Origin of the sequence: Pseudomonas sp. H11T01, from assembly GCF_048515765.1 — a bacterium.
Lineage (GTDB): Bacteria > Pseudomonadota > Gammaproteobacteria > Pseudomonadales > Pseudomonadaceae > Aquipseudomonas.
In genome coordinates this window covers 1-26,751 of the sequence record NZ_JBLYED010000041.1, presented here as the reverse complement: position 1 = coordinate 26,751, position 26,751 = coordinate 1, and the positions used below count along the sequence as shown (strand labels likewise).

At 58.9% G+C, this 26,751-nt stretch carries 28 protein-coding genes; 5 read left to right on the top strand and 23 right to left on the bottom strand.

What is annotated here, in order from left to right; all coding sequences use genetic code 11:
• Positions 1 to 9: 9 nt before the first annotated feature.
• The 9 genes from ccmI to ccmA form a co-directional block, all read right to left on the bottom strand.
• Positions 10 to 1,218: a c-type cytochrome biogenesis protein CcmI gene (gene ccmI, locus ACN1C3_RS31455; protein ID WP_419119625.1), complete on the bottom strand. Its 1,209-nt coding sequence runs from the start codon at positions 1,216 to 1,218 to the stop codon at positions 10 to 12.
• A complete protein-coding gene (locus tag ACN1C3_RS31450) occupies positions 1,211 to 1,684 on the bottom strand; it encodes a cytochrome c-type biogenesis protein (RefSeq protein ID WP_419119624.1) in 474 nt (157 codons plus the stop codon). The genes ccmI and ACN1C3_RS31450 overlap by 8 nt, the downstream gene beginning before the upstream one ends.
• The gene (locus tag ACN1C3_RS31445) at positions 1,681 to 2,217 is read right to left on the bottom strand and encodes a DsbE family thiol:disulfide interchange protein (RefSeq protein WP_419119623.1); all 537 of its coding nucleotides are present in this window, start codon (positions 2,215 to 2,217) and stop codon (positions 1,681 to 1,683) included. The genes ACN1C3_RS31450 and ACN1C3_RS31445 overlap by 4 nt, the downstream gene beginning before the upstream one ends.
• On the bottom strand, positions 2,214 to 4,202 hold the full coding sequence (locus tag ACN1C3_RS31440) for a heme lyase CcmF/NrfE family subunit (protein ID WP_419119622.1): 1,989 nt from the start codon (positions 4,200 to 4,202) through the stop codon (positions 2,214 to 2,216). Before ACN1C3_RS31440 ends, ACN1C3_RS31445 begins: the two co-directional genes overlap by 4 nt.
• 3 nt (positions 4,203 to 4,205) lie before the next feature.
• Complete coding sequence (gene ccmE, locus ACN1C3_RS31435; RefSeq protein WP_419119621.1) at positions 4,206 to 4,661, bottom strand: cytochrome c maturation protein CcmE; 456 nt, start codon at positions 4,659 to 4,661, stop codon at positions 4,206 to 4,208.
• On the bottom strand, positions 4,658 to 4,834 hold the full coding sequence (ccmD, locus tag ACN1C3_RS31430) for a heme exporter protein CcmD (protein ID WP_419119620.1): 177 nt from the start codon (positions 4,832 to 4,834) through the stop codon (positions 4,658 to 4,660). The genes ccmE and ccmD overlap by 4 nt, the downstream gene beginning before the upstream one ends.
• The gene (locus tag ACN1C3_RS31425) at positions 4,831 to 5,586 is read right to left on the bottom strand and encodes a heme ABC transporter permease (protein WP_419119619.1); all 756 of its coding nucleotides are present in this window, start codon (positions 5,584 to 5,586) and stop codon (positions 4,831 to 4,833) included. The genes ccmD and ACN1C3_RS31425 overlap by 4 nt, the downstream gene beginning before the upstream one ends.
• A gap of 76 nt (positions 5,587 to 5,662) precedes the next feature.
• Positions 5,663 to 6,331 (bottom strand): heme exporter protein CcmB, encoded by a 669-nt coding sequence (ccmB, locus tag ACN1C3_RS31420; protein WP_419119618.1) that lies wholly within the window; start codon positions 6,329 to 6,331, stop codon positions 5,663 to 5,665.
• Complete coding sequence (gene ccmA / locus ACN1C3_RS31415; protein WP_419119617.1) at positions 6,328 to 6,909, bottom strand: cytochrome c biogenesis heme-transporting ATPase CcmA; 582 nt, start codon at positions 6,907 to 6,909, stop codon at positions 6,328 to 6,330. The genes ccmB and ccmA overlap by 4 nt, the downstream gene beginning before the upstream one ends.
• A 249-nt stretch (positions 6,910 to 7,158) precedes the next feature.
• Between ccmA and ACN1C3_RS31410 the strand changes: the two genes are divergently transcribed.
• Together ACN1C3_RS31410 and ACN1C3_RS31405 are read left to right on the top strand one after the other, a co-directional pair.
• A complete protein-coding gene (locus tag ACN1C3_RS31410; RefSeq protein WP_419119616.1) occupies positions 7,159 to 8,730 on the top strand; it encodes a flagellar hook-length control protein FliK in 1,572 nt (523 codons plus the stop codon).
• A complete protein-coding gene (locus tag ACN1C3_RS31405; protein WP_419119615.1) occupies positions 8,727 to 9,056 on the top strand; it encodes an EscU/YscU/HrcU family type III secretion system export apparatus switch protein in 330 nt (109 codons plus the stop codon). The genes ACN1C3_RS31410 and ACN1C3_RS31405 overlap by 4 nt, the downstream gene beginning before the upstream one ends.
• Before the next feature lie 297 nt (positions 9,057 to 9,353).
• Here the strand turns inward: ACN1C3_RS31405 and ACN1C3_RS31400 are convergent, their stop codons facing one another.
• The 14 genes from ACN1C3_RS31400 to flhA form a co-directional block, all read right to left on the bottom strand.
• Positions 9,354 to 9,746, bottom strand: coding sequence for a DUF2802 domain-containing protein (locus ACN1C3_RS31400; protein ID WP_419119614.1), 393 nt, complete (start codon positions 9,744 to 9,746; stop codon positions 9,354 to 9,356).
• Positions 9,747 to 10,229 carry a chemotaxis protein CheW gene (locus tag ACN1C3_RS31395; RefSeq protein WP_419119613.1) on the bottom strand — a complete coding sequence of 161 codons (483 nt, stop codon included), beginning with the start codon at positions 10,227 to 10,229 and terminating at the stop codon, positions 9,747 to 9,749.
• 77 nt (positions 10,230 to 10,306) lie between these two features.
• Positions 10,307 to 11,182 (bottom strand): CheW domain-containing protein, encoded by an 876-nt coding sequence (locus tag ACN1C3_RS31390; protein ID WP_419119612.1) that lies wholly within the window; start codon positions 11,180 to 11,182, stop codon positions 10,307 to 10,309.
• Positions 11,183 to 11,216: 34 nt separating this feature from the next.
• Complete coding sequence (locus ACN1C3_RS31385) at positions 11,217 to 12,005, bottom strand: ParA family protein (protein ID WP_419119611.1); 789 nt, start codon at positions 12,003 to 12,005, stop codon at positions 11,217 to 11,219.
• Between the two features lie 50 nt (positions 12,006 to 12,055).
• On the bottom strand, positions 12,056 to 12,943 hold the full coding sequence (gene motD, locus ACN1C3_RS31380) for a flagellar motor protein MotD (RefSeq protein WP_419119610.1): 888 nt from the start codon (positions 12,941 to 12,943) through the stop codon (positions 12,056 to 12,058).
• Between the two features lie 15 nt (positions 12,944 to 12,958).
• Complete coding sequence (locus ACN1C3_RS31375; protein ID WP_419119609.1) at positions 12,959 to 13,699, bottom strand: flagellar motor protein; 741 nt, start codon at positions 13,697 to 13,699, stop codon at positions 12,959 to 12,961.
• Positions 13,699 to 14,826 (bottom strand): protein-glutamate methylesterase/protein-glutamine glutaminase, encoded by a 1,128-nt coding sequence (locus ACN1C3_RS31370; RefSeq protein WP_419119608.1) that lies wholly within the window; start codon positions 14,824 to 14,826, stop codon positions 13,699 to 13,701. The genes ACN1C3_RS31375 and ACN1C3_RS31370 overlap by 1 nt, the downstream gene beginning before the upstream one ends.
• A gap of 49 nt (positions 14,827 to 14,875) precedes the next feature.
• Positions 14,876 to 17,116 carry a chemotaxis protein CheA gene (locus ACN1C3_RS31365; protein WP_419119607.1) on the bottom strand — a complete coding sequence of 747 codons (2,241 nt, stop codon included), beginning with the start codon at positions 17,114 to 17,116 and terminating at the stop codon, positions 14,876 to 14,878.
• Positions 17,117 to 17,143: 27 nt separating this feature from the next.
• Positions 17,144 to 17,932: a protein phosphatase CheZ gene (locus ACN1C3_RS31360; RefSeq protein WP_419119606.1), complete on the bottom strand. Its 789-nt coding sequence runs from the start codon at positions 17,930 to 17,932 to the stop codon at positions 17,144 to 17,146.
• Positions 17,933 to 17,954: 22 nt separating this feature from the next.
• On the bottom strand, positions 17,955 to 18,326 hold the full coding sequence (locus tag ACN1C3_RS31355; RefSeq protein ID WP_003183998.1) for a chemotaxis response regulator CheY: 372 nt from the start codon (positions 18,324 to 18,326) through the stop codon (positions 17,955 to 17,957).
• A 169-nt stretch (positions 18,327 to 18,495) separates the two neighbouring features.
• The gene (gene fliA, locus ACN1C3_RS31350) at positions 18,496 to 19,236 is read right to left on the bottom strand and encodes an RNA polymerase sigma factor FliA (RefSeq protein WP_419119605.1); all 741 of its coding nucleotides are present in this window, start codon (positions 19,234 to 19,236) and stop codon (positions 18,496 to 18,498) included.
• A complete protein-coding gene (gene fleN, locus ACN1C3_RS31345) occupies positions 19,233 to 20,063 on the bottom strand; it encodes a flagellar synthesis regulator FleN (RefSeq protein ID WP_419119604.1) in 831 nt (276 codons plus the stop codon). Before fleN ends, fliA begins: the two co-directional genes overlap by 4 nt.
• Positions 20,064 to 20,182: 119 nt before the next feature.
• A complete protein-coding gene (gene flhF / locus ACN1C3_RS31340; protein ID WP_419119603.1) occupies positions 20,183 to 21,502 on the bottom strand; it encodes a flagellar biosynthesis protein FlhF in 1,320 nt (439 codons plus the stop codon).
• 11 nt (positions 21,503 to 21,513) lie between these two features.
• Positions 21,514 to 23,643 (bottom strand): flagellar biosynthesis protein FlhA, encoded by a 2,130-nt coding sequence (gene flhA / locus ACN1C3_RS31335; RefSeq protein ID WP_419119602.1) that lies wholly within the window; start codon positions 23,641 to 23,643, stop codon positions 21,514 to 21,516.
• A gap of 580 nt (positions 23,644 to 24,223) precedes the next feature.
• Between flhA and ACN1C3_RS31330 the strand changes: the two genes are divergently transcribed.
• From ACN1C3_RS31330 to ACN1C3_RS31320, 3 genes are all read left to right on the top strand, one after another.
• Positions 24,224 to 24,493, top strand: a complete 270-nt coding sequence (locus tag ACN1C3_RS31330) for a DUF6124 family protein (protein WP_419119601.1) — start codon at positions 24,224 to 24,226, stop codon at positions 24,491 to 24,493.
• A gap of 391 nt (positions 24,494 to 24,884) precedes the next feature.
• Complete coding sequence (locus ACN1C3_RS31325) at positions 24,885 to 25,892, top strand: RHS repeat-associated core domain-containing protein (RefSeq protein WP_419119600.1); 1,008 nt, start codon at positions 24,885 to 24,887, stop codon at positions 25,890 to 25,892.
• 678 nt (positions 25,893 to 26,570) lie between these two features.
• Positions 26,571 to 26,751, top strand: a 181-nt coding sequence (locus ACN1C3_RS31320; protein ID WP_419119599.1) for a hypothetical protein, incomplete at its 3' end; no start/stop codon positions are given.

Here is a 26,751-nt window from a genome sequence, read left to right as displayed (position 1 = left end):
ACTTCTCTGTTATTTATCCGGGCTGTCGATGGTCAATTGCTGCGGCGCGGTGGTGCCGCTGGCCAGGGGCTGGCTGCGACCGATCCACTCGCCGGCAGTCGGTTGGCCGGCGCGCGAAATGCGTGCAACCAGTTGGACTTCGGGGAAGTTCGACAGTTTCAACTGCGGCATCATCGCGTCGCTATCACCCAGCTCGACGGTCGCGGGCAAATCAGCAACGGTCAGACGCTTGGCGGCAAGTGGCGCGGGTGGGCCCGAGGTGGCGCGGGCGAAGATGAATACACTGTCACCCGGCTGGACCTTGGCTTTCAGATCCGCCGCCAGGTCAACGCGAACCTTGAGCAGTGCTGCGGTTTTCGCCGCGACGACCGGCGCTTGAGCGACTTTGCCGCCACTGGCCTGCAGTTTTTCACTGGCCCGGGCGATGCCGCCTTGCAGCGCGGTACGGGAGTTATCGTCCGGCGGCAGTTGCGCCAGCAAACGATTCCAGTAGTCGATGGCGTCCTGATAACGCTCGCCCTCGAAGGCGACAATGCCCAGTAGACCAAGGCTGGTGACTTCTTTCGGATCAGCCTTCAACGCTTCATCGGTCAGGGCTTGAACCTTGTCCGACCATTGCTTGTTGTCGGCGAAATATTGCGCCTGAGCCCATTGGCCGAGCAGTTCCGGCTGACGATCGGCCAGCGCCACGGTGCGCTCAAAGATCTTCGCCGCATCCGCCGGGCGATTCTGGGCCATGTAGGCTCGACCGAGGAAATACAGAGCTTCAGCCGAATCCGGCTGCGCGGCCACAGCGCGCTCAAGACGACGGGTCATCTCTTCCATCGATTGTGGTGCCTGGGCGAATTCGCGGGTCAGCTCGACCTTGTCGCTGGCACCGAAATGCAGGTACAGACCAAGGCCCAACACCGGCACCAGTATCGCCGCCAGCAATGGCAGCGGCTTGCCCAAACGCGAAACCCGCGCGGTATCGGCGCCTTCGGTGTCGGTCAGCAGTTCACGGGCCGCTTCCGCGCGGCCGGTGTCCATTTGCACTGGAGTGAGTACGCCCTCTTCCTGCTGAGTTTGCAACTCAGCCACGCGCTCTTGGTAAAGCGCCACGTTCAGCGCGGTACGGTCCTCTTCACGCTGGGCACGGCGGCCGCGTAAAACAGGAATGAGCAGAAAACTCAGGGCAACTAATAAGAGCAGACCTGCAGCGAGCCAGAAATCAATCATTCTTATCTTTATCCAAAAGTTGATCGAGGCGCTTGCTCTCATCAAAGGAAAGCGTATCCGGGGTATCAGTGCGCTGTACGCGACGCCGGCGGATGATCACGCCAATGATCACCACACCACCGAGCAACAGCCCGGCCGGACCGAACCAGAGCACCGCGGTTTTCGAGGTCAGGGCCGGTTTGTAGCGCACGAAGTCGCCATAGCGGTCGACCATGAAGTCGATGATCTGCTGATTGTCTTTGCCCTCGCCGAGCATGCGGAAAATCTCTTTGCGCAAATCAGCGGCAATCGGTGCGTTGGAATCAGCGATGTCCTGATTCTGGCACTTGGGGCAACGCAGCTCTTTGGTCAGCTCGCGAAAACGCTCGCGGTCGCCATCATTGGCGAACTCGTAAGTGTCGATCGCGGCGTGAGCCACACCGGCGATGCTCAGGCCGAGAACAGCCGCGGCGATCCAGCGCTTCATGGCTTGGCCTCATCGACCAGTGCCTGATACTTGGCGGCCAGTTTTTCGCGCCAGACCGCTTCGTCGATCACACCCACGTACTTGTCGCGGATGATGCCTTTGCTGTCGACGAAGAAGGTTTCCGGCGCGCCATACACACCGAGGTTCAGGCCCAGAGAGCCCTCCCCGTCATGGATATTCAACTGGTACGGGTTGTGAAACTCGCTCAGCCACTTCAAGGCCGCGGCATTGTCGTCCTTGTAGTTGATGCCGTAGATCAGCACGCCCTGTTGGGCCAGTTTGTTCAGCACCGGGTGTTCGACCCGGCAGGAAATGCACCAGGTGGCCCAGACGTTGACCAACGCCGGTTTACCGATTAGATCGGCCTGGGTCAGGGTCTTGCCGTCTTGCACAGACTGCAACGAGAACGCCGGGAATGGCTTGTCAATCATCGCCGACGGCAGCTCGGCCGGGTCCAGGTACAGCCCTCGGTAGAGGAACACCGCCAGCACCAGAAACAACGCCAGCGGCAACAACATTATCCAACGCTTCATGCAGTGGCTCCCGACATGCCCAGTGCTTCCCGCACACGGCTTTTCACCTTAACCCGATAACGCCGATCCAGCGCCGCCAGCAAGCCACCCAGACCAGTGAGCAAGCCACCGAACCAAATCCAGCGCACGAACGGTTTGACGTGCACGCGGACCGCCCAGGCGCCATCGCCCAATGGCTCGCCCAGGGCAACGTACAGGTCACGAGTGAAACCAGCGTCGATCCCGGCTTCGGTCATCACCGAGTTCTGCACCGTGTAGAGACGTTTTTCCGGGTGCAACACGCTGACTTCCTTGCCGTCGCGAATGACACGAATAGTGCCTTTGTCGGAGGTGAAGTTCGGGCCTTCGAAGTGCTTGGCGCCTTCGAAGATGAAGTGGTAACCGGCCAGGTCCATGGATTCGCCCGGCGCCAGACGCAAGTCACGCTCAGCACTGTTCTGGCTGGAAAGCACCACGCCCAAGGCGCAGACCGCGATCCCAAGGTGCGCCACCTGCATGCCCCAATAGCTACGGGTCAGGGTTGGCAGACCTTTGATCAGGCCTTTGTGGCGAGTTTTGTCGAAGATGTCGCGCACACCGGCCAACAACACCCAGGCAGCGAGCATGAAGGTGGCCAGCACGGCCCAGTTGAAGTCGCCATATGCGATGCCGGCCACCACGGCCAGCGCAGCACTGCCGAGCAGCACCGGGGTGAGCATGTTCGCCAGCCATTTGACCGGGGTATCTTTCCAGCGCACCAGCATGCCAACCGCCATCACCACCATCAGCAGCGCCATCAACGGAATGAACAACGCATTGAAGTACGGCGGGCCGACCGACAACTTGGCGCCGGTCAGGGCATCGAGCACCAGCGGGTACAAGGTGCCGAGCAGAATCATTGACGCGACGACGACCAGTACCAGGTTGTTGCCCAGTAGCAGGGTTTCCCGCGACCACAGGTTGAAGCCGACATGGCTCTTGACCACCGGTGCACGTAAAGCGAACAACGTCAGCGAACCGCCGACCACGAACAGCAAGAAGATCAGGATGAACACGCCGCGCGCAGGATCAGAGGCGAAGGCATGCACCGAAGTCAGCACACCGGAACGCACCAGGAAGGTTCCCAGCAGGCTCAGGGAGAATGCGGCAATGGCTAACAGCACGGTCCAGCTTTTGAACACGCCACGTTTTTCGGTAACAGCCAGCGAGTGAATCAACGCGGTACCGACCAGCCAAGGCATGAAAGACGCGTTTTCCACCGGGTCCCAGAACCACCAGCCACCCCAGCCGAGTTCGTAGTAGGCCCACCAGGAGCCGAGGGTGATGCCAACACCAAGGAAGGCCCAGGCGACGATGGTCCAAGGACGCGACCAGCGCGCCCATGCCGCATCAAGACGACCGCCAAGCAAGGCGGCGATGGCAAAGGCGAACGCCACGGAGAAACCGACATAACCCATGTAGAGCATTGGCGGGTGAACGATCAAACCAATGTCTTGCAACAACGGGTTGAGGTCGCGACCGTCGGTAGGAATCTGTGGCAGGATGCGCGCGAACGGGTTGGAGGTGAGGATCAGGAACAGCAGGAAGCCAGTGCTGATCATGCCCATCACTGCCAGCACCCGTGCCAGCATCACTTGCGGCAACTGCCGGGAGAACACCGACACCGCGAAGGTCCAGCCACCGAGGATCAGCGCCCAGAGCAGCAACGAACCTTCGTGGGCACCCCATACGGCGCTGAACTTGTAGTACCAGGGCAAGGAGCTGTTGGAGTTACTGGCGACATAGCCGACAGAGAAGTCATCGGTCATGAAGGCGTAGGTCAGGCAGCCGAAAGCGAATACCAGAAAGGTAAACTGCCCCCAGGCGGCCGGCTGTGCCAGGCTCATCCACAGCCGATCACCGCGCCAGGCACCGAGCAGCGGCACGATGGCCTGAACGATGGCAAAGCACAGGGCCAGGATCATCGCCAGATGGCCCAGCTCGGGAATAAAGAGTGCAGAAGTCATCGGTTAACCCTCTTTGGCTGGTGTAGGCGCCGACTGGCCGCTGTCTTTCAGGGCCTTGGTCACTTCCGGCGGCATGTACTTCTCGTCGTGCTTGGCCAGCACTTCGTCGGCCACCACCACGCCATCACCATTGAGCTTGCCGAGGGCGACAATGCCCTGCCCTTCGCGGAACAAATCCGGGAGGATGCCGCGATAGGTGATAGTTACGGATTTGTTGAAGTCAGTGACGATGAATTTCACGTCCAGGGAATCCCCGGAGCGTTGCAGCGAACCCTTCTCGACCATACCGCCGGCACGAATGCGGGTGTCTTGCGGCGCTTCGCCGTTGGCGATCTGGGTCGGGGTGTAGAACAGATTGATATTCTGCTGCAAGGCGCTCAAGGCCAGGCCAACGGCAGCGCCGACCCCTACCAGGATCGCGAGGATGATCAATAGACGCTTTTTACGCAGCGGATTCACTTGCCGTTCTCCCGGCGCAAACGACGCGCCTCTTGTTGCAGATAACGCTTGCGGGCCAGGATCGGCGCCGCGACGTTGAGGGCCAGCACTGCAAAGCAGATGCCATAGGCTGACCAGACATATAAACCATGATGACCCATGGCGAGGAAGTCGCCGAAGGAAGCAAAATTCATTGTGCGGCCTCCAGAGTGTTCAGCACCTGGGCCTTGACCCAGGTGCTGCGGGCTTCTCGCTTGAGCACTTCAAGGCGCATGCGCAGCAACAGCACGGCGCCGAAGAAACAGTAGAAACCCAGTACCGTCAGCAGCAGCGGCAGCCACATTTCGGCGGGCATGGCCGGTTTCTCAGTGAGACTGAATGTCGCACCTTGATGCAGTGTGTTCCACCACTGCACCGAGTATTTGATGATCGGGATGTTGATCACACCGACAATCGCCAGCACCGCGCAGGCTTTGGCCGCACTGTCACGATTACTGATGGCGTTGCCCAGCGCAATGAGACCCAAGTACAGAAACAGCAAAATCAGCATGGACGTTAGTCGTGCATCCCAGACCCACCACGAGCCCCAGGTCGGCTTGCCCCAGATCGCCCCGGTGACCAGCGCCACGGCGGTCATCCAGGCACCGATCGGTGCCGCGCATTGCAGCGCGACATCGGCCAGTTTCATCTTCCACACCAGTCCGACGATGCCGCACACCGCCAGCATCACATAGCAGGACTGCGCCAGCATGGCGGCCGGGACGTGGATGTAGATGATCCGAAAGCTGTTGCCTTGCTGGTAGTCCGGCGGCGCGAACGCCAGGCCCCAGACCACACCGACGCCGATCAGCAGCAACGCCGCAACGCTCAGCCAAGGCAGCAGTTTGCCGCTGGTGCCGTAAAACCACTTGGGCGAGCCGAGCTTATGAAACCAAGTCCAGTTCATTACTGTTTCCATCACGGTTGCTGCTCGCCATTACGAGCCGCCAGGGTCTTTACTGATCAAAACTGACCAGACCTCATTATTCGCCGACGCTGATCTTCAGACTAGCGGCTATTGCAAAGGGTGTCAGGGTTATTGCCAAGGCAGTCAGGCTACCAAGCCACAGCAGATACCCGGTCGCCGGCATGCCCTGCAATGCCGCCTGCAAGGCGCCACTGCCAAGAATCAATACCGGGATGTACAACGGTAGAATCAACAGTGCCAGCAGGAGTCCACCACGCTTCAACCCGACTGTCAGTGCCGCGCCCACCGCACCGAGCAGGCTCAGTACCGGTGTACCCAGCAACAGGGAAAGCAGCAACACCGGCAGACAAGCGGTAGGCAAACCGAGCATCAAGGCTAGTAACGGTGCCAGCAAAACCAGTGCCAGGCCGGAAAACGCCCAGTGTGCCAGTACCTTGGCCAAAACCAGAAGAGACAGGGGGTGCGGCGAAAGGACCCACTGCTCCAGTGATCCATCCTCGAAATCACTGCGGAAAAGCCCGTCCAGCGAGAGCAGGACGGACAATAAGGCCGCTACCCAGACCAGTCCCGGAGACAAGGTTTGCAACAATTGAGTCTCAGGACCGACCGCCAATGGAAACAATGCGATGACGATTGCGAAGAAAACCAGAGGATTGGCCAGTTCGGCTGGACGGCGAAACAACAACCGCGCCTCGCGGGCAACCAGTAGTCCGAAAACACTCATACGGCCCAGCACCCCAAATCGATGTCGCGGTAACTGGCTGGCATGCGGCTCAAGGTGTGGTGAGTGGTCAAGACCACCATGCCACCTGTCTCACAATGAATGGCCAAATGCTCTTCGAGCTGCGCCACACCTTGTTTGTCGAGGGCAGTGAAAGGTTCGTCGAGGACCCACAGCTTCGGGCTGTCCAGATAGAGCCGCGCCAGAGCCACGCGGCGACGTTGACCCGCGGACAAGGTGTGACACGGCACATCCTCGAAACCACGCAAACCTACAGAATCCAGCGCTTTCCAGATGGCCTCATGGCTGGCAGGCCGATGCAGGGCGCAGAGCCATCTGAGGTTTTCTTCCGGGGTCAGCAAATCCTTGATCCCGGCGGCGTGGCCGATCCACAGCAGGTTGCGCGCCAGTTCGCTGCGCTGTGCAGTCAACGGCTGGCCATCGAGCAGGACCTGGCCGCTGGTCGGATGCATCAACCCGGCGAGCAGTCGCAGCAGGCTGGTCTTGCCGCTGCCGTTGGGGCCGCTGATCTGCAACATGTCGCCGCCCGCCAGACGAAATTCGAGGTTTTCGAAGAGCATCCGCCAGTCTCGCTCACAGGCGAGCGCTACGGCTTCTAGAAGAGGGCTGGTCAAGAGATCGCGGGCCTTTACGGTTCAAGTCGGCGGTGGAACGGCCGTTATAGTGATGCAGAATAGATGTATTAGCGGCCTGTACTAGAGAGCTGCGTCAAAAACTTGTGATGTTTTCAGCGCTCCCTTGATAACGGGGCCGCATTATACATGCCATGTCCCGCTCTCAAGAGGGCAATTTCGACAGGTTGTGACCCGATGACAGGCGAAATGAACATCCTCCCGCTGCCGCAGCCAACCCCCGGCACTGCCCGCCCGGCTGCCGTGAGTGGCGAATTGCTCAAGCTGCTGCAACCGCTGGAAGGCCTGATCGTCGCAGGGCAAACCGCCAAGGCTGAAGTGCTGTCGCTAAAGCAGACGGATCAGACTTTCCAGTTTCTGCTCAAGGTCACCCTCGACAGTGGCCGCCAGACCACGGTTCAAGCCACCAGCAACCAACCGCTTCCGCAAGGCACCAATCTAACGGTGAGCCAGCCGTCGGCCGGCAATCTGGCGATCACGGTGCAGCAGGCCATCGCGTCTAACGTCGCCACCCTCACCCGCCTGGATACCTCGCAATTGCCGGTCGGAACTTTGTTGCAAGGCAAGGTACTGACCACCCAACTGATGCCGCAAGCCACCGGCCAACCGGCGGTTTATCGCTCGCTGGTGAGCTTGCTCAATACCGCGTTGAGCGGCAGCACGTTGAGCATCGACAGCCCGCAGCCGCTGCGCATTGGCAGTCTGCTCAGCGCCATGGTCCAGGGTTCACACTCGCTGAGCTTTGTGCCCCTGAGCGGTCGTCAGGAGCAACTGGCCGTGGCGCAACAACTGATTACACAACAGAGCCGTCAGGGCTCGCTGGACGGGCTGATCAATGCCCTGCAAAACCAGACACCGTCCGACGCGACCTCGGCCGACTTGCGTGCCGCGGTCGACAAGCTGCTGGCCGGGCTGCCGGACGTTCAACAACTGAGCACACCAAAGGGCCTGGCCCAGGCGCTGGCCAACAGCGGTCTGTTCCTTGAAGCGAAATTGCTCGCTGGTCAGAACCCGTCGCTGACACCGGACATGAAAGGCAATCTGCTGCGATTGATTGCGCAAATCACCCCTGGTCTGCCGGGCAACACCAGTTTCAACGCAATCATTGCCGCCAATACCCTGGCCCAGGTTCTGCCGAGTTTTGTACGCAGCGCCCTTGGCACCCTAGGTCAAGTCAGCGCCAAACCCCAGCCCACCAGCTTTCCCCTGCCCTCACGCTTGCTGCAAAGCCTTGAGGGCGAAGGTGATCTGGAACACTTGCTGCGTCTGGCCGCTGCGGCCGTTTCGCGCCTGCAAAGCCATCAGCTGTCGAGCCTGGAGCAGACCGGCACCACCGCCGATGGCAATCTGCAAAGCACCTGGCAGCTGGAAATCCCCATGCGCAACCTACAAGACATCGTGCCGTTGCAGGTCAAGTTTCAGCGTGAGGAAACACCCGAGAAAGAACAGAGCGAGAAGAAGGAAGAACGCGAACCCAAGCAGCAGTTGTGGCGGGTTGAGCTGGCGTTCGATATGGAACCGCTAGGGCCATTGCAGGTTCAGGCGCAGCTGGTTCAGGGCCAGCTGTCCAGCCAGTTATGGGCCGAGCGACCGTACACTGCCAGCCTGATTGAAAGTCACTTGAGCGGGCTGCGTGAGCGTCTGGTAGCGTCCGGCCTGAACGTCGGCGATCTGAACTGCCACCTCGGCACACCGCCTCAAGGTGCACACACCCGCCTCGAACAACGCTGGGTCGACGAAACCGCATGAAAAACCCTAACCCGCCACGCCAGGCCATCGCCCTCAAATACGATGGCCAGCACGCCCCGACCCTCACCGCCAAAGGCGACGATGAACTGGCCGAAGCCATTCTGAAGATTGCCCGCGACTGTGAAGTGCCAATCTATGAAAACGCTGAGTTGGTGAAACTGCTGGCGAGAATGGAACTGGGCGACAGCATCCCGGAGGAGCTGTACCGGACCATCGCCGAGATCATCGCTTTTGCCTGGAACCTGAAAGGCAAGTTCCCCGAAGGCCATGACCCGCAGGCGCCAAGGGTGGAGCGGGATGTGACGGATCGTGGGGAGGATTACTAGTCGAGAGGGATGCTGGCTTTAGGCCGTCTTCGCGGGCAAGCCCGCTCCCACAAGGTAATATGTTGCTCTTGCGGGAGCGGACTTTCCCGCGAAAACTATGACGCGGTGCACCAGGGATACAGAGGACCCTGTGGCGAGGGAGCTTGCTCCCGCCGGCCGGTCCGCGCTCGGGCGCAGCAGTCGCAAAGCGGCTGATTCAGTTTTTCTGAAAGAATGCGGTTGCAGGTTTTAGGGCCGCTTCGCAGCCCAGCGGGAGCAAGCTCCCTCGCCACAATTGTTCATCGCCAGCCGCTTGCTTCAGCTTTTGTGCAACTTGCTCATCAACTCGGCTTCAGCCTGGGTCAGGCCGCAGGACTGGGTCAGCTCGTCGACGCTGGCGCCCATTCCGACCAGGCGCGCGGCCTGGGCGAATGACAGGCTGGTCGGGTCGCGCTGCTCCAGTTGAATGAGCTTGTCCGGCAACGGCGCAACCACCGCGCGCAGTTCGTGCAACGCATCGCCCATGCGCACATTACCGTTCTGGTAGTCGTCGACGCGCTTGGCCAGGTCCTTGATGCGCTGATCACGCAGCGCTTCGCCCTGGGCCTGCTGCGCCGCGATCAGACGCTGGCTGCGTATGTACGCCAGGAACATCGCCAGCGTGCCTGCCCAGAAGACAAACAGGACAATCACAGCAACCTCAAGAATCAATCAGATTTGCTCCAGGTCCGACCATTCTTCTTCGCTCATCATCTTGTCCAGTTCGACCAGAATCAGCAGCTCATTGTTCTTGTTGCACACGCCCTGGATGAACTTGGCCGACTCTTCGTTACCGACGTTAGGCGCGGTTTCGATTTCCGACTGACGCAGGTAAACCACTTCGGCCACGCTGTCGACCATGATCCCGACTACTTGCTTGTCGGCTTCGATGATCACGATACGGGTGTTGTCGCTGATCTCGGCGTTCATCAGGCCAAAGCGCTGACGGGTGTCGATCACAGTGACCACGTTGCCGCGCAAGTTAATGATGCCCAGCACGTAGCTTGGTGCACCCGGCACAGGGGCGATTTCGGTGTAACGCAGAACTTCCTGAACGCGCATCACATTGATGCCGTAGGTTTCATTGTCCAGTTTGAAGGTTACCCATTGCAGGATCGGATCTTCGGAACTCTGTAGAGACGACGACTTATTCATACCCCTGACCCCTCAAAAAACCGTTGAAAACGGTGTGTGTTCTGTCTGGCCGCACCCAAGGCGCCGCCTAGTGTTTGTTATGCAGGTTTGTTGGTCGGCTTGCTGCTGAGCATCTGCTTCGCCCCACCGCTGGCAATCAGCTCAGCCAGCTCGGACACATCCAGCAGCGCGCACATGTGTTCAATCACCGTGCCGGCGAGCCACGGACGTTGACCACGGTGAGTGCGCCATTTGATTTCGTTCGGGTCCAGGCGCAAGGAACGGCTGACCTGATGCACCGCCAGCCCCCATTCATAGCCCTGAACCGAGATCACGTATTGCAGGCCCTGGCGGAAATCATCGCGGTAACGATCCGGCATGACCCAGCGCGCGGTATCCAACACCTTCAGGTTGCCGGCCTGGCTCGGCAGAATCCCGAGGAACCACTCCGGCTGACCGAACAGCGGCGTCAGCTCGTGCCCGGCCAGGGAATAGATCGAGCCCAGGCACACCAGCGGCACTGCCAGCGTCAGACCGGCCACATCGAACAGCAGGCACTCGAACGGCTCGGCAGCCCATGAAGGACGACCATCGCTTTCCACTGGCGGCGGTGTGTTGCTTGGCGGCAGATGGACTTCGACCACCGGCGTGACCAAGGCTTGCAGCATGGGTGCGGCCGGTTCCACCTGCGCGAGAATCGGTGCAGGCGCTTCCAGCACCGGCGGGGCAATCGGCGCCGAGGCCTCTATGACAACCGCTACAACCGGGGCGACCACCGGGTGCTGTTGAGCATCGCGAGTCCGCTCTTCAAGCACGGCGGCTTCAAATTCATCCAGCGTGTCCAGCAGGTCCACGACCTCAGGCAGCGCTTCGGGTATTAGCTCAAGCTCTTCGGTCGCCTCCTGCAACAACGCGCTCAGATAAGACTGCAGCGCCAGTTGCGGGCGAGAAGTGATTTTTACCGGCCGGTTCATTGGAACACTCTCCCCCGCAGAAATAAGCGTCATCTCAAGCCACCTGCGGAACGAGTTGCTGCGAAAGCAGGTGTTTGAGCAACGTCCGATAGGCCAGAACCCCACGACTTTTGCCGTCGAACTGAGAAGGCGTCAGCCCTGCCCGACTGGCATCGCGCAAGCGCGTATCGACCGGAATGTAGCCTTGCCAGATGTCCTCGGGGTACATGTCGCGCAGCACCCGCAAGGTGCCCAGGGAAGCCTGGGTCCGACGGTCGAACAAGGTCGGCACGATGCTGAATGGCAATGCTTGCTTACGCGAACGGTTGATCATCGCCAGGGTGTTGACCATGCGCTCCAGGCCTTTGACCGCCAGGTGCTCGGTCTGCACCGGAATGACCAACTGCTGGCTGGCCGCCAAGGCATTGACCATTAGCACGCCGAGCAATGGAGGGCTGTCGATCACCGCGTAATCAAAATCCTGCCACAACTGCGCAAGGCTCTTGGCGATCACCAGGCCCAGGCCGCTCTGCCCTGGCGACTGACGCTCAAGGGTGGCCAGCGCGGTGCTGGAAGGCAGCAGGGAAATACGTTCGTCACTGGTGGGCAGCAGCAGTTGACCGGGCAACCCCGCCGGCACGCTGCCCTTGTGCAGGAACAGGTCGTAGCTGCTGTGTTCCAGGTTGTCGGGGTCGTAGCCGAAGTAACTGGTCATCGAGCCGTGGGGGTCGAGATCGACCACAACCACGCGCTTGCCCGCCTCAGCCAGTAAACCGGCTAAAGCGATGGACGTAGTGGTTTTACCAACACCACCCTTTTGATTGGCGACTGCCCAGACTCTCATTCAGATTGTTCCTCCCGGTCGAGCAGGCTCAACCGAGAAATAGCACTAAGTTATAGGGCGGGCGACGGAGAATTGACGGCGCGCTCTCGTCCCGGCGTCTTTACAGGCGTCGGTGCAGTTTGTGTGCCAGCACGCTTCAATGCGGCATCGGGTTTGGCATTAGCCGTTCCGGTGCCGGTCAGGCTACGGCGCACATCAAGGTTGCGCGACACCACCAGCACCACGCGGCGATTGCGCGCACGGCCTTCGACGGTCGCGTTATTGGCCACCGGCTGAAATTCGCCATAGCCGACCGAGGCCAAACGGCCTGGGTTCACACCTTCCATCGCGAGCATGCGCACAATACTGGCCGAGCGGGCTGACGACAGTTCCCAGTTGGTCGGGTATTGCGAAGTACGGATCGGCTGATCGTCGGTAAACCCTTCAACGTGAACCGGGTTGTCGAAGGGTTTCAGAATCTTCGCCACTTTATCGATGATATTGAACGCGATATCGCTGGGCATGGCGTCACCGCTGCCGAACAGCAGGCTGGAGTTCAATTCGATTTCGACCCACAACTCGTTACCGCGAACAGTCATCTGATTGGAACTGATCAAGTCACCGAACGCGGCGCTGATGTCATCGGCAATGGACTTCAGTGGATCGTTACTTGCCTGAGCAATGCCTGCGTCAATCTGCTCGCTGTCCTTGACCAAGGGCTTGGCCGGCGTGACGGTCTTCGGACGTTCCTCACCGACAGGAATCGGCTTGAGGGTGCGCTCCGGGTTGTTGAACACGCCGATCAGGGCCTGGGAAATCTCTTTGTATTTGCCTTCATTGATCGACGAGATCGAATACATCACCACAAAAAACGCGAACAGCAGCGTGATGAAGTCGGCGTAAGACACCAGCCACCGTTCGTGGTTGACGTGTTCTTCAGGTTGGCGACGACGAGCCATGGTCCATTGCCTCCATTAGTCCATGAAGCCCTGAAGTTTCAATTCAATAGAACGAGGGTTCTCACCTTCGGCAATCGACAGAATGCCTTCGAGCAACATTTCGCGATAACGCGACTGGCGCATGGCGATCGACTTGAGTTTGCTGGCAATCGGCAACAGCACCAGGTTGGCGCTGGCAACACCGTAGATGGTCGCGACGAACGCCACGGCGATCCCGCTGCCCAGTTGCGAAGGGTCACCCAGGTTGCCCATGACATGGATCAGGCCCATGACCGCACCGATGATGCCGATGGTCGGCGCGTAACCGCCCATGCTTTCAAAGACTTTGGCGGCGTCGACGTCGCGGCTTTCCTGGGTGTAGAAGTCCACCTCAAGAATGCTACGGATCGATTCCGGTTCGGCGCCGTCGACCAGCAGTTGCAGGCCTTTGCGCGCATAGTTGTCGGGCTCGGCATCGGCCACGCCTTCAAGCCCCAGCAAACCTTCCTTGCGGGCGGTCAGGCTCCAGTTCACCACGCGATCGATGCCACCGGCCAGATCGACACGGGGCGGAAACAGAATCCAGCCAAGGATCTGCATGGCACGCTTGAAGGCGCTCATGGGCGACTGCAACAACGCAGCACCGACGGTACCGCCCAACACAATCAGCGCCGCCGGGCCGTTGGCCAGTGCGGCGAGATGACCACCCTCCAGGTAGTTACCACCAATGATGGCAACAAACGCCATGATGATCCCGATAAGGCTTAAAACATCCATCAGATACACGCCTCGACCAGATGCTTGCCAATCTCGTCCAGGCCGTACACGGCATCCGCCAGATCAGCTTTGACGATGGCCATCGGCATGCCGTAGATCACGCAGCTTGCCTCGTCCTGGGCCCAGATCGCACTGCCGCCCTGCTTGAGCAGACGCGCGCCTTCGCGACCGTCAGCGCCCATGCCGGTGAGCACCACCGCCAGAACTTTGTCACCGTAGGATTTGGCGGCCGAACCGAAGGTGATGTCCACGCTCGGCTTGTAGTTCAGACGCTCGTCGCCCGGGAGGATTTTCACCGCGCCACGGCCGTCGATCATCATTTGCTTGCCACCTGGCGCCAGCAGGGCCAGACCTGGACGCAGGATATCGCCGTCCTCGGCTTCCTTGACGCTGATGCGGCAAAGCTTGTCCAGACGCTCGGCAAACGCCTTGGTGAAGGCCGCCGGCATGTGCTGAATCAGCACGATCGGCGCCGGGAAATTGGCCGGCAACTGAGTCAGCACGCGCTGCAACGCGACCGGGCCGCCCGTAGACGTGCCGATGGCGACCAGTTTGTAGGCTTTGCGTTTCGGTGCCGGCGAGCTTGGGCTGGAAGCCTGCGTACGGGCAGGAATCGGTACCGGAGCCGGACGTGCAGGCGCATTGCTGCCCAAACTGCTGACAGCGGGTGTCGGTGCGGGCGCAGCGACAGGCTGCGGCGCCTGGGCACTGTAAGCACTGAAACGACGGTTACTGCGCGAAATGGAATGAACCTTCTCGCACAGCAGTTGCTTGACCTTCTCGGGGTTGCGCGAGATGTCTTCGAAATTCTTCGGCAGGAAGTCCACCGCGCCGGCATCCAGCGCGTCGAGGGTTACCCGGGCGCCTTCATGGGTCAGCGAGGAGAACATCAATACCGGAGTCGGACAGCGCTGCATGATGTGCCGCACCGCCGTGATGCCATCCATCATCGGCATCTCGTAGTCCATGGTGATCACGTCTGGCTTGAGGGCCAGTGCCTGATCGATCGCCTCTTTACCGTTGGTCGCCGTACCGACGACCTGGATATTCGAATCCGCTGAAAGAATTTCCGAGACGCGGCGGCGGAAAAAACCTGAATCATCCACCACCAGGACCTTGACTACCATAAACACTCCGTTAGGCAGGGCGGGGCAAAACCGCCCCGCACCACCAGAATCAAATACGCCGTGCGGCGTAACGCTTGAGCATGCTCGGGACATCGAGAATCAAGGCGATGCGGCCGTCACCGGTAATGGTGGCGCCGGACATGCCCGGGGTTCCCTGAAGCATTTTGCCCAATGGCTTGATGACCACTTCTTCCTGACCGACCAGTTGATCGACAACAAAGCCGATCCGCTGGGTGCCCACCGAAAGGATTACCACATGGCCTTCTCGCTGCTCTTCGTGAGCGGCGGAGGCGACCAGCCAGCGCTTGAGGTAGAACAGCGGTAGCGCCTTGTCGCGCACGATGACCACTTCCTGGCCGTCGACCACGTTGGTGCGCGACAGGTCGAGGTGGAAAATCTCGTTGACGTTGACCAGCGGGAAAGCAAAGGCCTGGTTGCCAAGCATGACCATCAGCGTTGGCATGATCGCCAGGGTCAACGGGACCTTGATGACGATCTTCGAACCCTGGCCCTTGGTCGAGTAGATGTTAATCGAACCGTTGAGCTGGGAAATCTTGGTTTTCACCACGTCCATGCCCACGCCACGACCGGACACATCGGAAATCTCGGTTTTGGTCGAGAAACCCGGTGCAAAAATCAGGTTGTAGCATTCGGTGTCGCTCAGACGATCAGCGGCATCCTTGTCCATCACGCCGCGTTTCACGGCGATGGAACGCAGGACATTAGGGTCCATGCCTTTGCCGTCATCAGAGATCGACAGCAGGATGTGGTCGCCTTCCTGTTCGGCCGCCAGAATCACCTTGCCGCCACGGGACTTGCCCGAAGCTTCGCGCTCTTCCGGGGACTCGATACCGTGATCGACCGCGTTGCGCACCAAGTGGACCAGCGGGTCGGCCAGAGCCTCGACGAGGTTCTTGTCGAGGTCGGTTTCTTCGCCAACCAACTCCAGGTTGATCTCTTTCTTCAACTGGCGAGCCAGGTCACGAACCAGTCGCGGGAAGCGACCGAAGACTTTCTTGATCGGCTGCATCCGGGTTTTCATCACCGCGGTCTGCAAGTCGGCCGTCACCACATCGAGGTTCGACACGGCTTTGGACATGGCTTCATCGCCGCTGTTGAGGCCCAGACGGACCAAGCGGTTACGCACCAGTACCAACTCGCCGACCATGTTCATGATCTCGTCCAGCCGCGCGGTATCAACCCGCACGGTGGTCTCGGCTTCACTGGCCGGTTTTTCTGCGGGCGCAGCCGCAGGCGCCCTGGCCGCAGCCGGTGCAGGAACGGCAGCAGGAGCCGCCGGTTTTGGCGCTTCAGCCTTGGCTTCAGGTGCTTTTGCAACAGGCTTGGCCACCGCTTTGACGACAGGCGCCGCCACTGCCGCAGTAGCAGCGCCAGGCACTTCGGTGAACTTGCCTTTGCCGTGCAATTCGTCGAGCAACGACTCGAATTCGTGATCGGAAATCAGATCACTGCCAGCCGCCTTGGCACTTGGCGCTGCGGCTGCCGGTACCGCTGCGATAGCCGACTCCAGCGCATCGACCGCAAACGTACCTTTGCCATGCAACTGATCGAGCAATGCCTCGAATTCGTCATCGGTAATTTCGTTGCTGGCCGCAGCAGCCTTGGGTACCGCAGGCTCAGCCGGTGCGACCACTGCGTCAACGGCAAACTGACCCTTGCCGTGCAGCTGATCGAGCAACGACTCGAACTCGGCATCGGTGATTTCATCGCTGCCAGCCGCGGCTGGAGCTGCCGCAACCACCGCAGGCGCTTCGGCCTGGGCTTTGACCGCATTGAGCGAGTCGAGCAGCAGTTCGAACTCGTTGTCGGTGACATCGCCCGAATCGCTCTCGGCGACCGGCTCCACACTCACTTCGACCTCCGCTGCAACATCGGCAGTGGCAGGCTCGGCCAAACGAGCCAAGGCGGCCAACAATTCCGGCGTTGCGGCGGTGATCGCGGTGCGTTCGCGGACTTCGGTGAACATGCCGTTCACCGCATCCAGCGCTTCCAGAACCACGTCCATCAGTTCCGAGTCGACGCGACGTTCACCCTTGCGCAGGATGTCGAAAACGTTCTCGGCGATGTGACAGCACTCCACCAGCTCATTGAGCTGGAGGAAGCCGGCGCCCCCTTTTACAGTGTGAAAACCGCGAAAAATTGCATTGAGCAGGTCCGCATCATCGGGTCGGCTTTCAAGCTCGACCAGTTGTTCGGACAGTTGCTCAAGAATCTCGCCGGCCTCAACCAGGAAATCCTGAAGGATCTCTTCATCGGCGCCGAAGCTCATGTGTATGGGTGCTCCTACTAGGTCGGCCTAAAATCCAAGGCTGGAAAGCAAATCGTCAACATCGTCCTGACCGGACATAACGTCTTCACGTTTATCGGCATGAATCTGCGGACCTTCACCCTGAGACAGATGTTTTTCCGGATCTTTTTCAGCGAGGATCGATTCACGGTCATGTTCAATGCCCGCAAAGCGGTCGACCTGACTGGCCATCAGCACGAGTTTGAGCAGGTTGCTTTCGACTTCCGTGACCAATTGAGTCACGCGTTTGATCACCTGCCCCGTGAGGTCCTGGTAATCCTGAGCCAGCAGAATGTCGTTGAGATTGCTCGACACGACGCGAGTTTCTTGCTCGCTACGCGTCAGAAAACCCTCTACCCGCCGGGCCAGTTCGCGGAACTCTTCGGCTCCGACTTCCCGGCGCATGAACCGCCCCCAGTCCACACTCAAGGCCTGAGCTTCGCTGCTCAGGCCATTGACCAAGGGAGTGCTGTTCTCGACCAGATCCATAGTGCGGTTGGCCGCAGCCTCGGTCAGCCTGACCACATAGGACAGGCGCTCAGTGGCATCCGTGATCTGTGAAACTTCCTCGGCTTGCGGCATATTCGGGTCAATTTGAAAATTGACGATTGCGCTATGCAGCTCGCGGGTGAGCTTGCCGACTTCCTGGTACAGGCCACGATCACGGGTCTGGTTGAGCTCATGGATCAGTTGTACGGCGTCGCCGAATTTGCCTTTTTCAAGGCTGTCGACCAATTCGCGGGCATGTTTTTTCAGGGTCGATTCAAAATCGCCCTGTGAAGTTTCGTATTGCTCCATAGCTCCCCCGTGGCGGACGTCATCAACCGATGCGTTCGAAGATTTTTTCAATCTTTTCTTTTAACGCCTGAGCCGTGAATGGTTTGACCACATAGCCGTTCACACCGGCCTGAGCGGCTTCGATGATTTGCTCGCGCTTGGCTTCGGCCGTGACCATCAACACCGGCAGGTGCTTGAGCTTTTCATCGGCACGCACGTGGCGCAGCAGGTCGATACCCGTCATGCCGGGCATGTTCCAGTCTGTTACCAGAAAGTCGATGCTCCCGCTGTTGAGGACCGGAATCGCGGTAGTACCGTCATCCGCCTCGACCGTGTTGGTGAACCCAAGGTCACGCAACAGGTTTTTTATGATCCGCCGCATCGTTGAGAAGTCATCAACGATGAGGATTTTCATGTTCTTGTCCAATTCGACCTCCAAGCAGTCTTAAAACGCGCCCAGCACCTGGACACGCCATTCAATCAATTCGGCGTAACACTCAACGGTTGTATGGATTACAACGGGCCGTGATCGGTGCAGCAACAACGCCGTACCAACCTCGTTCGCAGTGTCCCCACACTGCCAGTCAACGCGCTCGCCACTCCCCCAAACGCCCCCGCAAGCGGGCTGCGCACTGGCTGTGTAACTGGCTGACCCGCGATTCGCTGACCCCCAGGACCTCACCGATTTCCTTGAGGTTCAGCTCTTCGTCGTAGTACAGCGCCAACACCAGTCGCTCACGCTCCGGCAAATTGGCAATCGCGTCCGCCAACGCAGCCTGGAAGCGTTCATCTTCCAGGTCACGCGACGGCTCGAGATGAGCACTCGCGCCATCCTCATGCAGCCCTTCATGCTCGCCGTCCTGTAACAGATCGTCGAAGCTGAACAACCGGCTGCCCAAGGTGTCGTTCAAAATCCCGTAATAATCGTCGAGACTCAATTGGAGTTCGGCCGCAACCTCGTGATCTTTAGCGTCACGACCGGTTTTAGCTTCAATTGAGCGGATTGCGTCACTGACCATTCGGGTATTGCGGTGTACCGAACGTGGAGCCCAGTCACCTTTACGCACTTCATCGAGCATCGCGCCACGAATGCGAATACCTGCATACGTCTCGAAACTCGCACCCTTGCTGGCATCGTATTTGGTCGACACTTCCAGCAAGCCGATCATCCCGGCCTGGATCAGATCCTCGACCTGAACACTGGCCGGCAGGCGTGCCAGCAAGTGGTAGGCAATACGTTTGACCAGTGGCGCATAGCGCTCGATCAGTTCGTACTGGCTGTCACGTGCAGAGGCTTTGTAAAGGTTGTAACCGCTGGCTGTCATAGAACAGGACCCGCCGTTTGATGCACGAGTCGCTCGACGAAAAATTCCAGATGCCCGCGTGGATTGGCAGGCAGCGGCCAGGTATCGACTTTCTGAGCAATGGCTTTGAACGCCAGTGCGCACTTCGAACGCGGGAAGGCCTCATAGACTGCACGCTGCTTTTGCACAGCCTTGCGCACACATTCGTCATAGGGAACCGCACCGACGTATTGTAAGGCCACGTCCAGGAAGCGATCCGTGACCTTGGTCAACTTGGCGAACAGATTGCGCCCTTCCTGCGGGCTCTGCGCCATGTTGGCGAGCACACGGAAGCGGTTCATGCCGTAATCGCGATTGAGCAATTTGATCAGCGCGTAGGCATCCGTGATCGAGGTCGGCTCGTCGCAGACCACCAACAGTACTTCCTGGGCTGCGCGAACGAAACTGACCACTGACTCGCCGATACCGGCGGCGGTGTCGATCACCAGCACGTCGAGGTTGTCGCCAATGTCGCTGAAGGCCTGGATCAGCCCGGCATGTTGAGCCGGACTCAGATGCACCATGCTCTGCGTGCCGGACGCCGCCGGGACGATACGAATCCCTCCGGGGCCCTGCAGCAATACATCGCGCAGTTCACAGCGCCCCTCGACCACATCGGCCAGAGTGCGCTTGGGTGTCAGCCCTAATAGAACGTCGACGTTCGCCAGCCCCAGATCGGCATCCAGCAGCATGACGCGCCGGCCGAGCTCAGCCAGAGCCAGGGACAAGTTCACTGACACGTTAGTCTTCCCGACGCCACCTTTGCCGCCGGTCACCGCAATCACCTGTACGGGATGCATGCTGCCCATGTTCGTTCTTTACCTTGTCTTACTTAGACGGAGGCCACATAACTGGCTGCGCGTTCACCATTGGAACAATGCATGGCAGACCATCGATGTAGGTACACTGCAATCTATTCATTGTTACCTCAGCCGACCCGCTTGGTCGGACTGTGGTAGAGGTCAGCGAACATATCAGCCATGGCTTCTTCGCTGGGTTCTTCCTGCATCTGCACACTCACGGCGCGACTGACCAATTGATGGCGTCGCGGCAAGTGCAGATCATCCGGAATCCGTGGCCCATCGGTCAGATAGGCAACGGGTAACTCGTGACTGATCGCCAGGCTCAACACTTCGCCCAGACTCGCCGTTTCATCCAGTTTAGTCAGGATGCAGCCGGCCAGCCCACAACGTTTGTAACTGTGATAAGCGGCGGTTAGAACCTGTTTCTGGCTGGTTGTTGCCAACACCAGATAATTTTTTGATTTGATCCCGCGACCAGCCAGGCTTTCCAGCTGCATGCGCAGTGCCGGATCGCTGGCCTGAAGGCCGGCGGTATCGATCAACACCACACGCTTGCGCAGCAGCGGATCGAGCGCCTGCGCCAGGGACTGGCCCGGGTCGACATGGGTTACGGAGACATTGAGGATACGCCCCAACGTCTTGAGTTGTTCCTGAGCCCCGATCCGGTAGCTGTCCATGCTCACCAGCGCGATATTCTGCGCGCCGTACTTGAGCACATAACGCGCCGCCAGTTTGGCCAGTGTAGTGGTCTTGCCCATTCCGGCCGGGCCGACCATAGCAATCACACCGCCCTCTTCCAGCGGCTCGATCTCGGGTGTTGCGATCATCCGCGCCAGGTGCGCCAGCAGCATGCGCCAGGCCTGGCGAGGCTCTTCGATTTCAGCCGTCAGTGCCAGCAGATCGCGCGACAGCGGACCGGACAAACCGATGCGTTGCAGGCGACGCCAGAGGTTGGCCTGCTGTGGTTTGCTGCCTTGCAACTGGTTCCAGGCCAGCGAGCCCAACTGCACTTCCAGCAGTTCACGCAAACCGTTGAGCTCGAAACGCATCGAGTCAAAAACGCGTTGATCCACCGAAGGCGCAGCGGCGGGTGCCGGTGCTGGACGACGGGGTTCAGCGAGCGTCGGCTCGATCAAGGGTTCGGCAGCCGTCAACGGCAAACCGGCGAACAACTGGCGATTAATGGTTGAATCACCGTCACCGCGCAGGCTCAGTTCCGCCTGGGCCGTGACGATCCGCGATTGGGTTTTGCGCAACTCGTCTTCGAGCTCGATGTTTGGCACACGCGGTGCCAGCGCGGACAGCTTGTAATCCAGGGCAGCCGTCAGCTCGACACCGCCGGCGATCCGACGATTACCGATAATGGCAGCATCAGCGCCCAGCTCATCGCGAACCAGCTTCATGGCCTGGCGCATATCGGCGGCGAAAAAACGCTTAACTTGCATAAACCACTACCTCAGCCGTTGGGCCCTACTGTCGCAACGATGGTCACTTGCTTGTTGTCAGGAATTTCCTGATACGCCAACACGTGCAAACCCGGGACTGCCAGACGTCCGAACCGCGAGAGCATCGCGCGTACCGGACCGGCTACCAGCAGAATCACCGGTTGACCTTGCATTTCCTGACGCTGCGCCGCATCGATCAACGAACGTTGCAGCTTCTCGGCCATGCTTGGCTCCAACAGAACGCCCTCTTCCTGGCCTTGTCCTGCCTTCTGCAAACTATTGAGCAATATCTGTTCCAACCTTGGCTCCAAGGTGATCACAGGCAGCTCGGACTCAAGCCCCACAATGCTTTGGACGATGGCACGCGACAATCCGACGCGCACCGCAGCGACCAACGCGGCGGTATCTTGACTCTTGGCAGCATTGTTCGCGACGGCTTCGGCAATGCTGCGGATGTCGCGTACCGGCACCTGCTCAGCCAACAACGCCTGCAACACTTTGAGCAGTTGCGACAGAGAAAGAATACCCGGCACCAGCTCTTCCGCCAGTTTTGGCGAGCCTTTGGCCAGCAACTGCATGAGTTGCTGAACTTCTTCGTGGCCAATCAGCTCACTGGAGTGCTTGTAGAGAATCTGGTTAAGGTGCGTGGCGACCACGGTACTGGCGTCCACCACCGTGTACCCCAGCGATTGCGCCTGGGAGCGCTGACTGATCTCGATCCACACCGCCTCCAGACCAAAGGCCGGATCTTTGGCGGTAATACCATTGAGCGTGCCGTAAACCTGCCCCGGGTTGATCGCCAGCTCGCGATCCGGGTAAATCTCGGCTTCGGCCAGGGTCACACCCATCAAGGTCAGGCGGTAGGCGCTCGGCGCCAGATCGAGGTTGTCACGAATATGCACAGTCGGCATCAGGAAGCCCAGGTCCTGGGAAAGCTTCTTGCGCACACCCTTGATCCGCGCCAGCAACTGACCACCCTGGTTACGGTCCACCAGCGGGATCAGTCGATAGCCGACTTCCAGGCCGATCATGTCGATCGGCGTCACGTCATCCCAGCCCAATTCCTTGGTTTCCTGAGCACGCGACGGTGAAGGCAAGAGGTCCTGCTGACGCTGGACCTCTTGCAGAGCCTGAACCTTGACGATGTTTTGCTTCTTCCACACCAGGTACGCCATACCACCGGCGACAGCGGCTAGGCTGAGGAAGGAGAAATGCGGCATGCCCGGCACCAAACCCATCACCGCCATCAAACCGGCAGCCACCGCCAGGGCCTTGGGCGAGGCGAACATTTGCCGATGGATTTGCTTGCCCATGTCTTCGGAACCGGAAGCACGGGTCACCATGATCGCCGCCGCCGTCGACAGCAACAGTGATGGCAATTGCGCCACCAAACCGTCACCAATGGTCAACAGTGCGTAAACCTTGCCCGCATCGGCGAAGGTCATGCCGTGCTGGAAGATACCGACCGCAATACCACCGATCAGATTGATGAACAGAATCAGCAGACCGGCGATGGCATCACCGCGAACGAATTTGCTGGCACCGTCCATCGAGCCGTAAAACTCAGCCTCTTGCGCCACTTCAAGACGGCGCAACTTGGCTTGCGGCTGATCAATCAGGCCAGCGTTGAGGTCGGCGTCGATCGCCATCTGTTTGCCGGGCATCGCATCGAGGGTGAAACGCGCGCTCACCTCGGAAATACGTCCGGCGCCCTTGGTCACCACAACGAAGTTGATGATCATCAAAATCGCGAAAACCACGATACCGACCACGTAGTTGCCGCCGATCACCACCTCACCAAAGGCCTGAATCACCTTACCGGCCGAGGCATGGCCTTCCTGACCGTGGAGCATCACCACCCGCGTGGAGGCCACGTTCAGCGCCAGTCGCAACAGCGTGGCCACCAGCAGAATGGTCGGAAACACCGCGAAATCCAGTGGCCGCAACGCGTAAACGCAGACCAGCAGCACGACGATCGACAAGGCTATGTTGAAGGTGAAGAACACGTCCAGCAGGAACGCCGGAACCGGCAACATCATCATGGCCAGCATGATCAACAGCAACAGCGGCACACCCAGATTGCCTCGCGAGAGGTCAGCCAGACTGCTGCGAGCGTTGTTGATTAACTGAGAGCGATCCACCGGTTTTCCCCGTCCCTTAAAGCAAACTTTTGACGCCTGAAGCGGCGCAGGGCGGCTATTGCAAGAAGCCTTCCAACTTTTGAGGAGGCGGGAAATAGTGGGGTGATCAGGGATTTGCAGTGCCTGGGAGGACGCTATCGCGAGCAAGCGAACGTCGCCCGGCCCTTCCCACATTTGATCTGCGGTGGTCACAAATACTGTGTTCACAGGAGATCCAGTGTGGGAGCGGGCTTGCTCGCGATGAGGCCGGCACTGCTGGCAACTATCAAAAGCAGGCAACACAAAACAGAATTTTCCGACGGGTTTTGAGGCTTGCTTTGACGAAGGTCGGCGGATAATCTTCGCGGGTCGCTGCAAAATCAGCGATCGGGTCTGCAAGCCCGCCGGAATAACTAGGCGCATAGCGCCTCCATAACAGCTCGGCGCTTTTTTTGTGTCTGTGTTTTATGGTGGCTGTGCGTGGGAGACCTTCGGGTCTGCCGGGTTCCTAGTTTCCCGGTCTTGCAGACCCGCGCACAGCTACCACCCATCATCTGCAAGTGATGCTGGTAGCTCCTTTTGAAAAACTGGGAGCTTAACCATGATCAAAGTCACCCCCGATCCGCCTGAAACCGAAAACCGCCCCCTCCAGATCTTCACCGTCGCCCCCGACATCAACACCCAAGCCTTGCTGGCCTACGCCTACGAAACCTTCTGTTCGGCCACCACCCTGACCCTGGACCTGTCCGACGACCTCGAAGGCAAAGACCGCAACCTCGCCCTGGCCATCCATCAAATGCTGGAACTTGGTTTGTTATTGATCGAAAAGGCGCTGGACAACGAAAATCCGGTGAAGCCGGTGGGAACATAGGGTCAAGCAGTAGAGAGTCTGGTCAGTCAATTCAGCGTTGACTTGAAGACCATTCGCGGGCAAGCCCGGCTCCCACATTCGTCATGTGCCGATCACACAATCGCGAACCAACACAGATCAAATGTGGGAGCGGCGGTGCGGCGATCCGACTTGCCCGCGATGAGGCCGGAACTATCATCACAACGACCAGGTATCGCTACGCAAATCGGCAGGTCATTTACCGCTGAGATTTCGCCGGATACTCAAGGCTCAGGGCTTGTTCACAAAATAGGCGCCAATACCGCCCCTCACACCTGCAACCAGCCAAACCTAGCAGTTCTGCTAGTACCCACCCCTCACAAAACCATCAATACTGAATACCCGCACTTCGGACTTTCAGGGCGTTCATCCCATGCCATCCCAGCGCGAAACCCTGCTCTGCCATTATCACTACGATGCACTGGATCAGCTGATCAGCCATACGCTGGCGGATACTCCCGAGCGCCAACGCTTTTACTGTAAAAGCCGCTTGGCCACCGAGATTCAGGGTGCGTTGCAGTATTCGATAGTCCAACACGGCGACCAACTGCTGGCGCAACAACAGCGCCAAGGCGATGCACTTGACGCCACGTTACTGGCCACCGATCAACAACGCTCGGTGCTGCATACCGTGAACGCCAACACACCCAAAGCCATCGCCTACTCCCCTTACGGCCACCGCACCGCCGAAAGCGGTTTGACCAGTTTGCTGGGCTTCAACGGCGAACGACCGGATTCGGTGACGGGGCATTATTTATTGGGCAATGGGTATCGGGCGTTTAATCCGGTGTTGATGCGGTTTAATAGTCCGGATAATTTGAGTCCGTTTGGGGAGGGGGGAGTGAATTCGTATGCGTATTGTTTGGGAGATCCAGTGAATCGAGAGGATACTACAGGACATATAAGTTTAATACTGCAACACATAAGCAACACCGTTCACCACATTAAAATTACCACACTCACAAGCACAACACTTAGCACACCCATCATTACGATGAAGTCACCAACAACAACATTAAAAACGTCATTCAGAACAACAACAACAACAACAAAACCAACAACAATAACAATTCACGAAACGACCAAAGAGCTTACATTTAAAATATTACCATCAGACATTCCTCCTGCACCAGCCGCTGCGTTTGCAACAATGCAACATACCTCTCTACCACCTACCCAATCTGTAACGCCATCACTCGCAACTCCGCCCCCCTCCACAATTTCAGCACCACTTAGCCGCACATCATCCGCTTCCACCAGCGACCCCAATTATTTTATGGTCGGTATGGCCGTAGGTTCCTTAAACAGGAGAAATCTTTTAATGTTACCAAAGCCGCAACTCCGGCCAAATATAAGGCAGAGCACTCCCCTCCGGCGGTGACCCCCTCTTTTTTGCTTTTACCGCTCGGAGTATTAAAAAAGAAAAAAGGGGACAGCGAAAAAAGCGGAGAGCGATCCACCGGTTTTCCCCGTCCCTTAAAGCAAACTTTTGACGCCTGAAGCGGCGCAGGGGCGGCTACCGCAAGAAGCCTTCCAACTTTTGCGGGGGCAGAAAATAGTGAGTAATTAGAGAGGCATAAGGATCAAGGGTTTGCAGTGCCCGGGAGGACGCTATCGCGAGCAATCGAGCGTCGACCGGCTGCTCCCACAGTGGATCTATACCAGATCGCAATAGCGCGACCGACACAACACCTGTGGGAGCGAGCTTGCTCGCGATGAGGCCAGCACTGCCAACAACCATCAAGAGCGGGCAATACGGCCAGGAATTTTCCGACAGGCTTTTAAGGTTGCCGGTAGGAAATCGCGTGGTTAGTCTTCAGGAGTCGCTGCCAATTCAGCGATCGGATTTGACCGTCCGCATAAATCAAGGCGCATCAGCGCCCAAGACCTATTTCAGGCGCTTTTTTTGTACCTGAGGTATCGTGTCGCGGCAGCTGTGCGTGGGACACCTTCGGGTGTGCCGGGTCCCTTGATTCCCGGTCGGTCAACCCGCGTACAGCTGCCACCCATTCGTTTGACCGCGAATGGTGGCAGCTCCACTTAATCAAGGAGCTTCACCATGACTAAAGTCACCCCCGACCCACCAGAAACACCCAGTGTCTCCCCCTACCAATGTAAGCGCTCCATGAACCCCACCTATTCAAAAATAGGCGGCGCGCTTAGCGAGGCGAGGCGAGCGAGCAGTTCCAAGGCAGCAAGGCTTCGTAATCTTCAACCGAGGTTGCCTGTGGCAGGCGTTC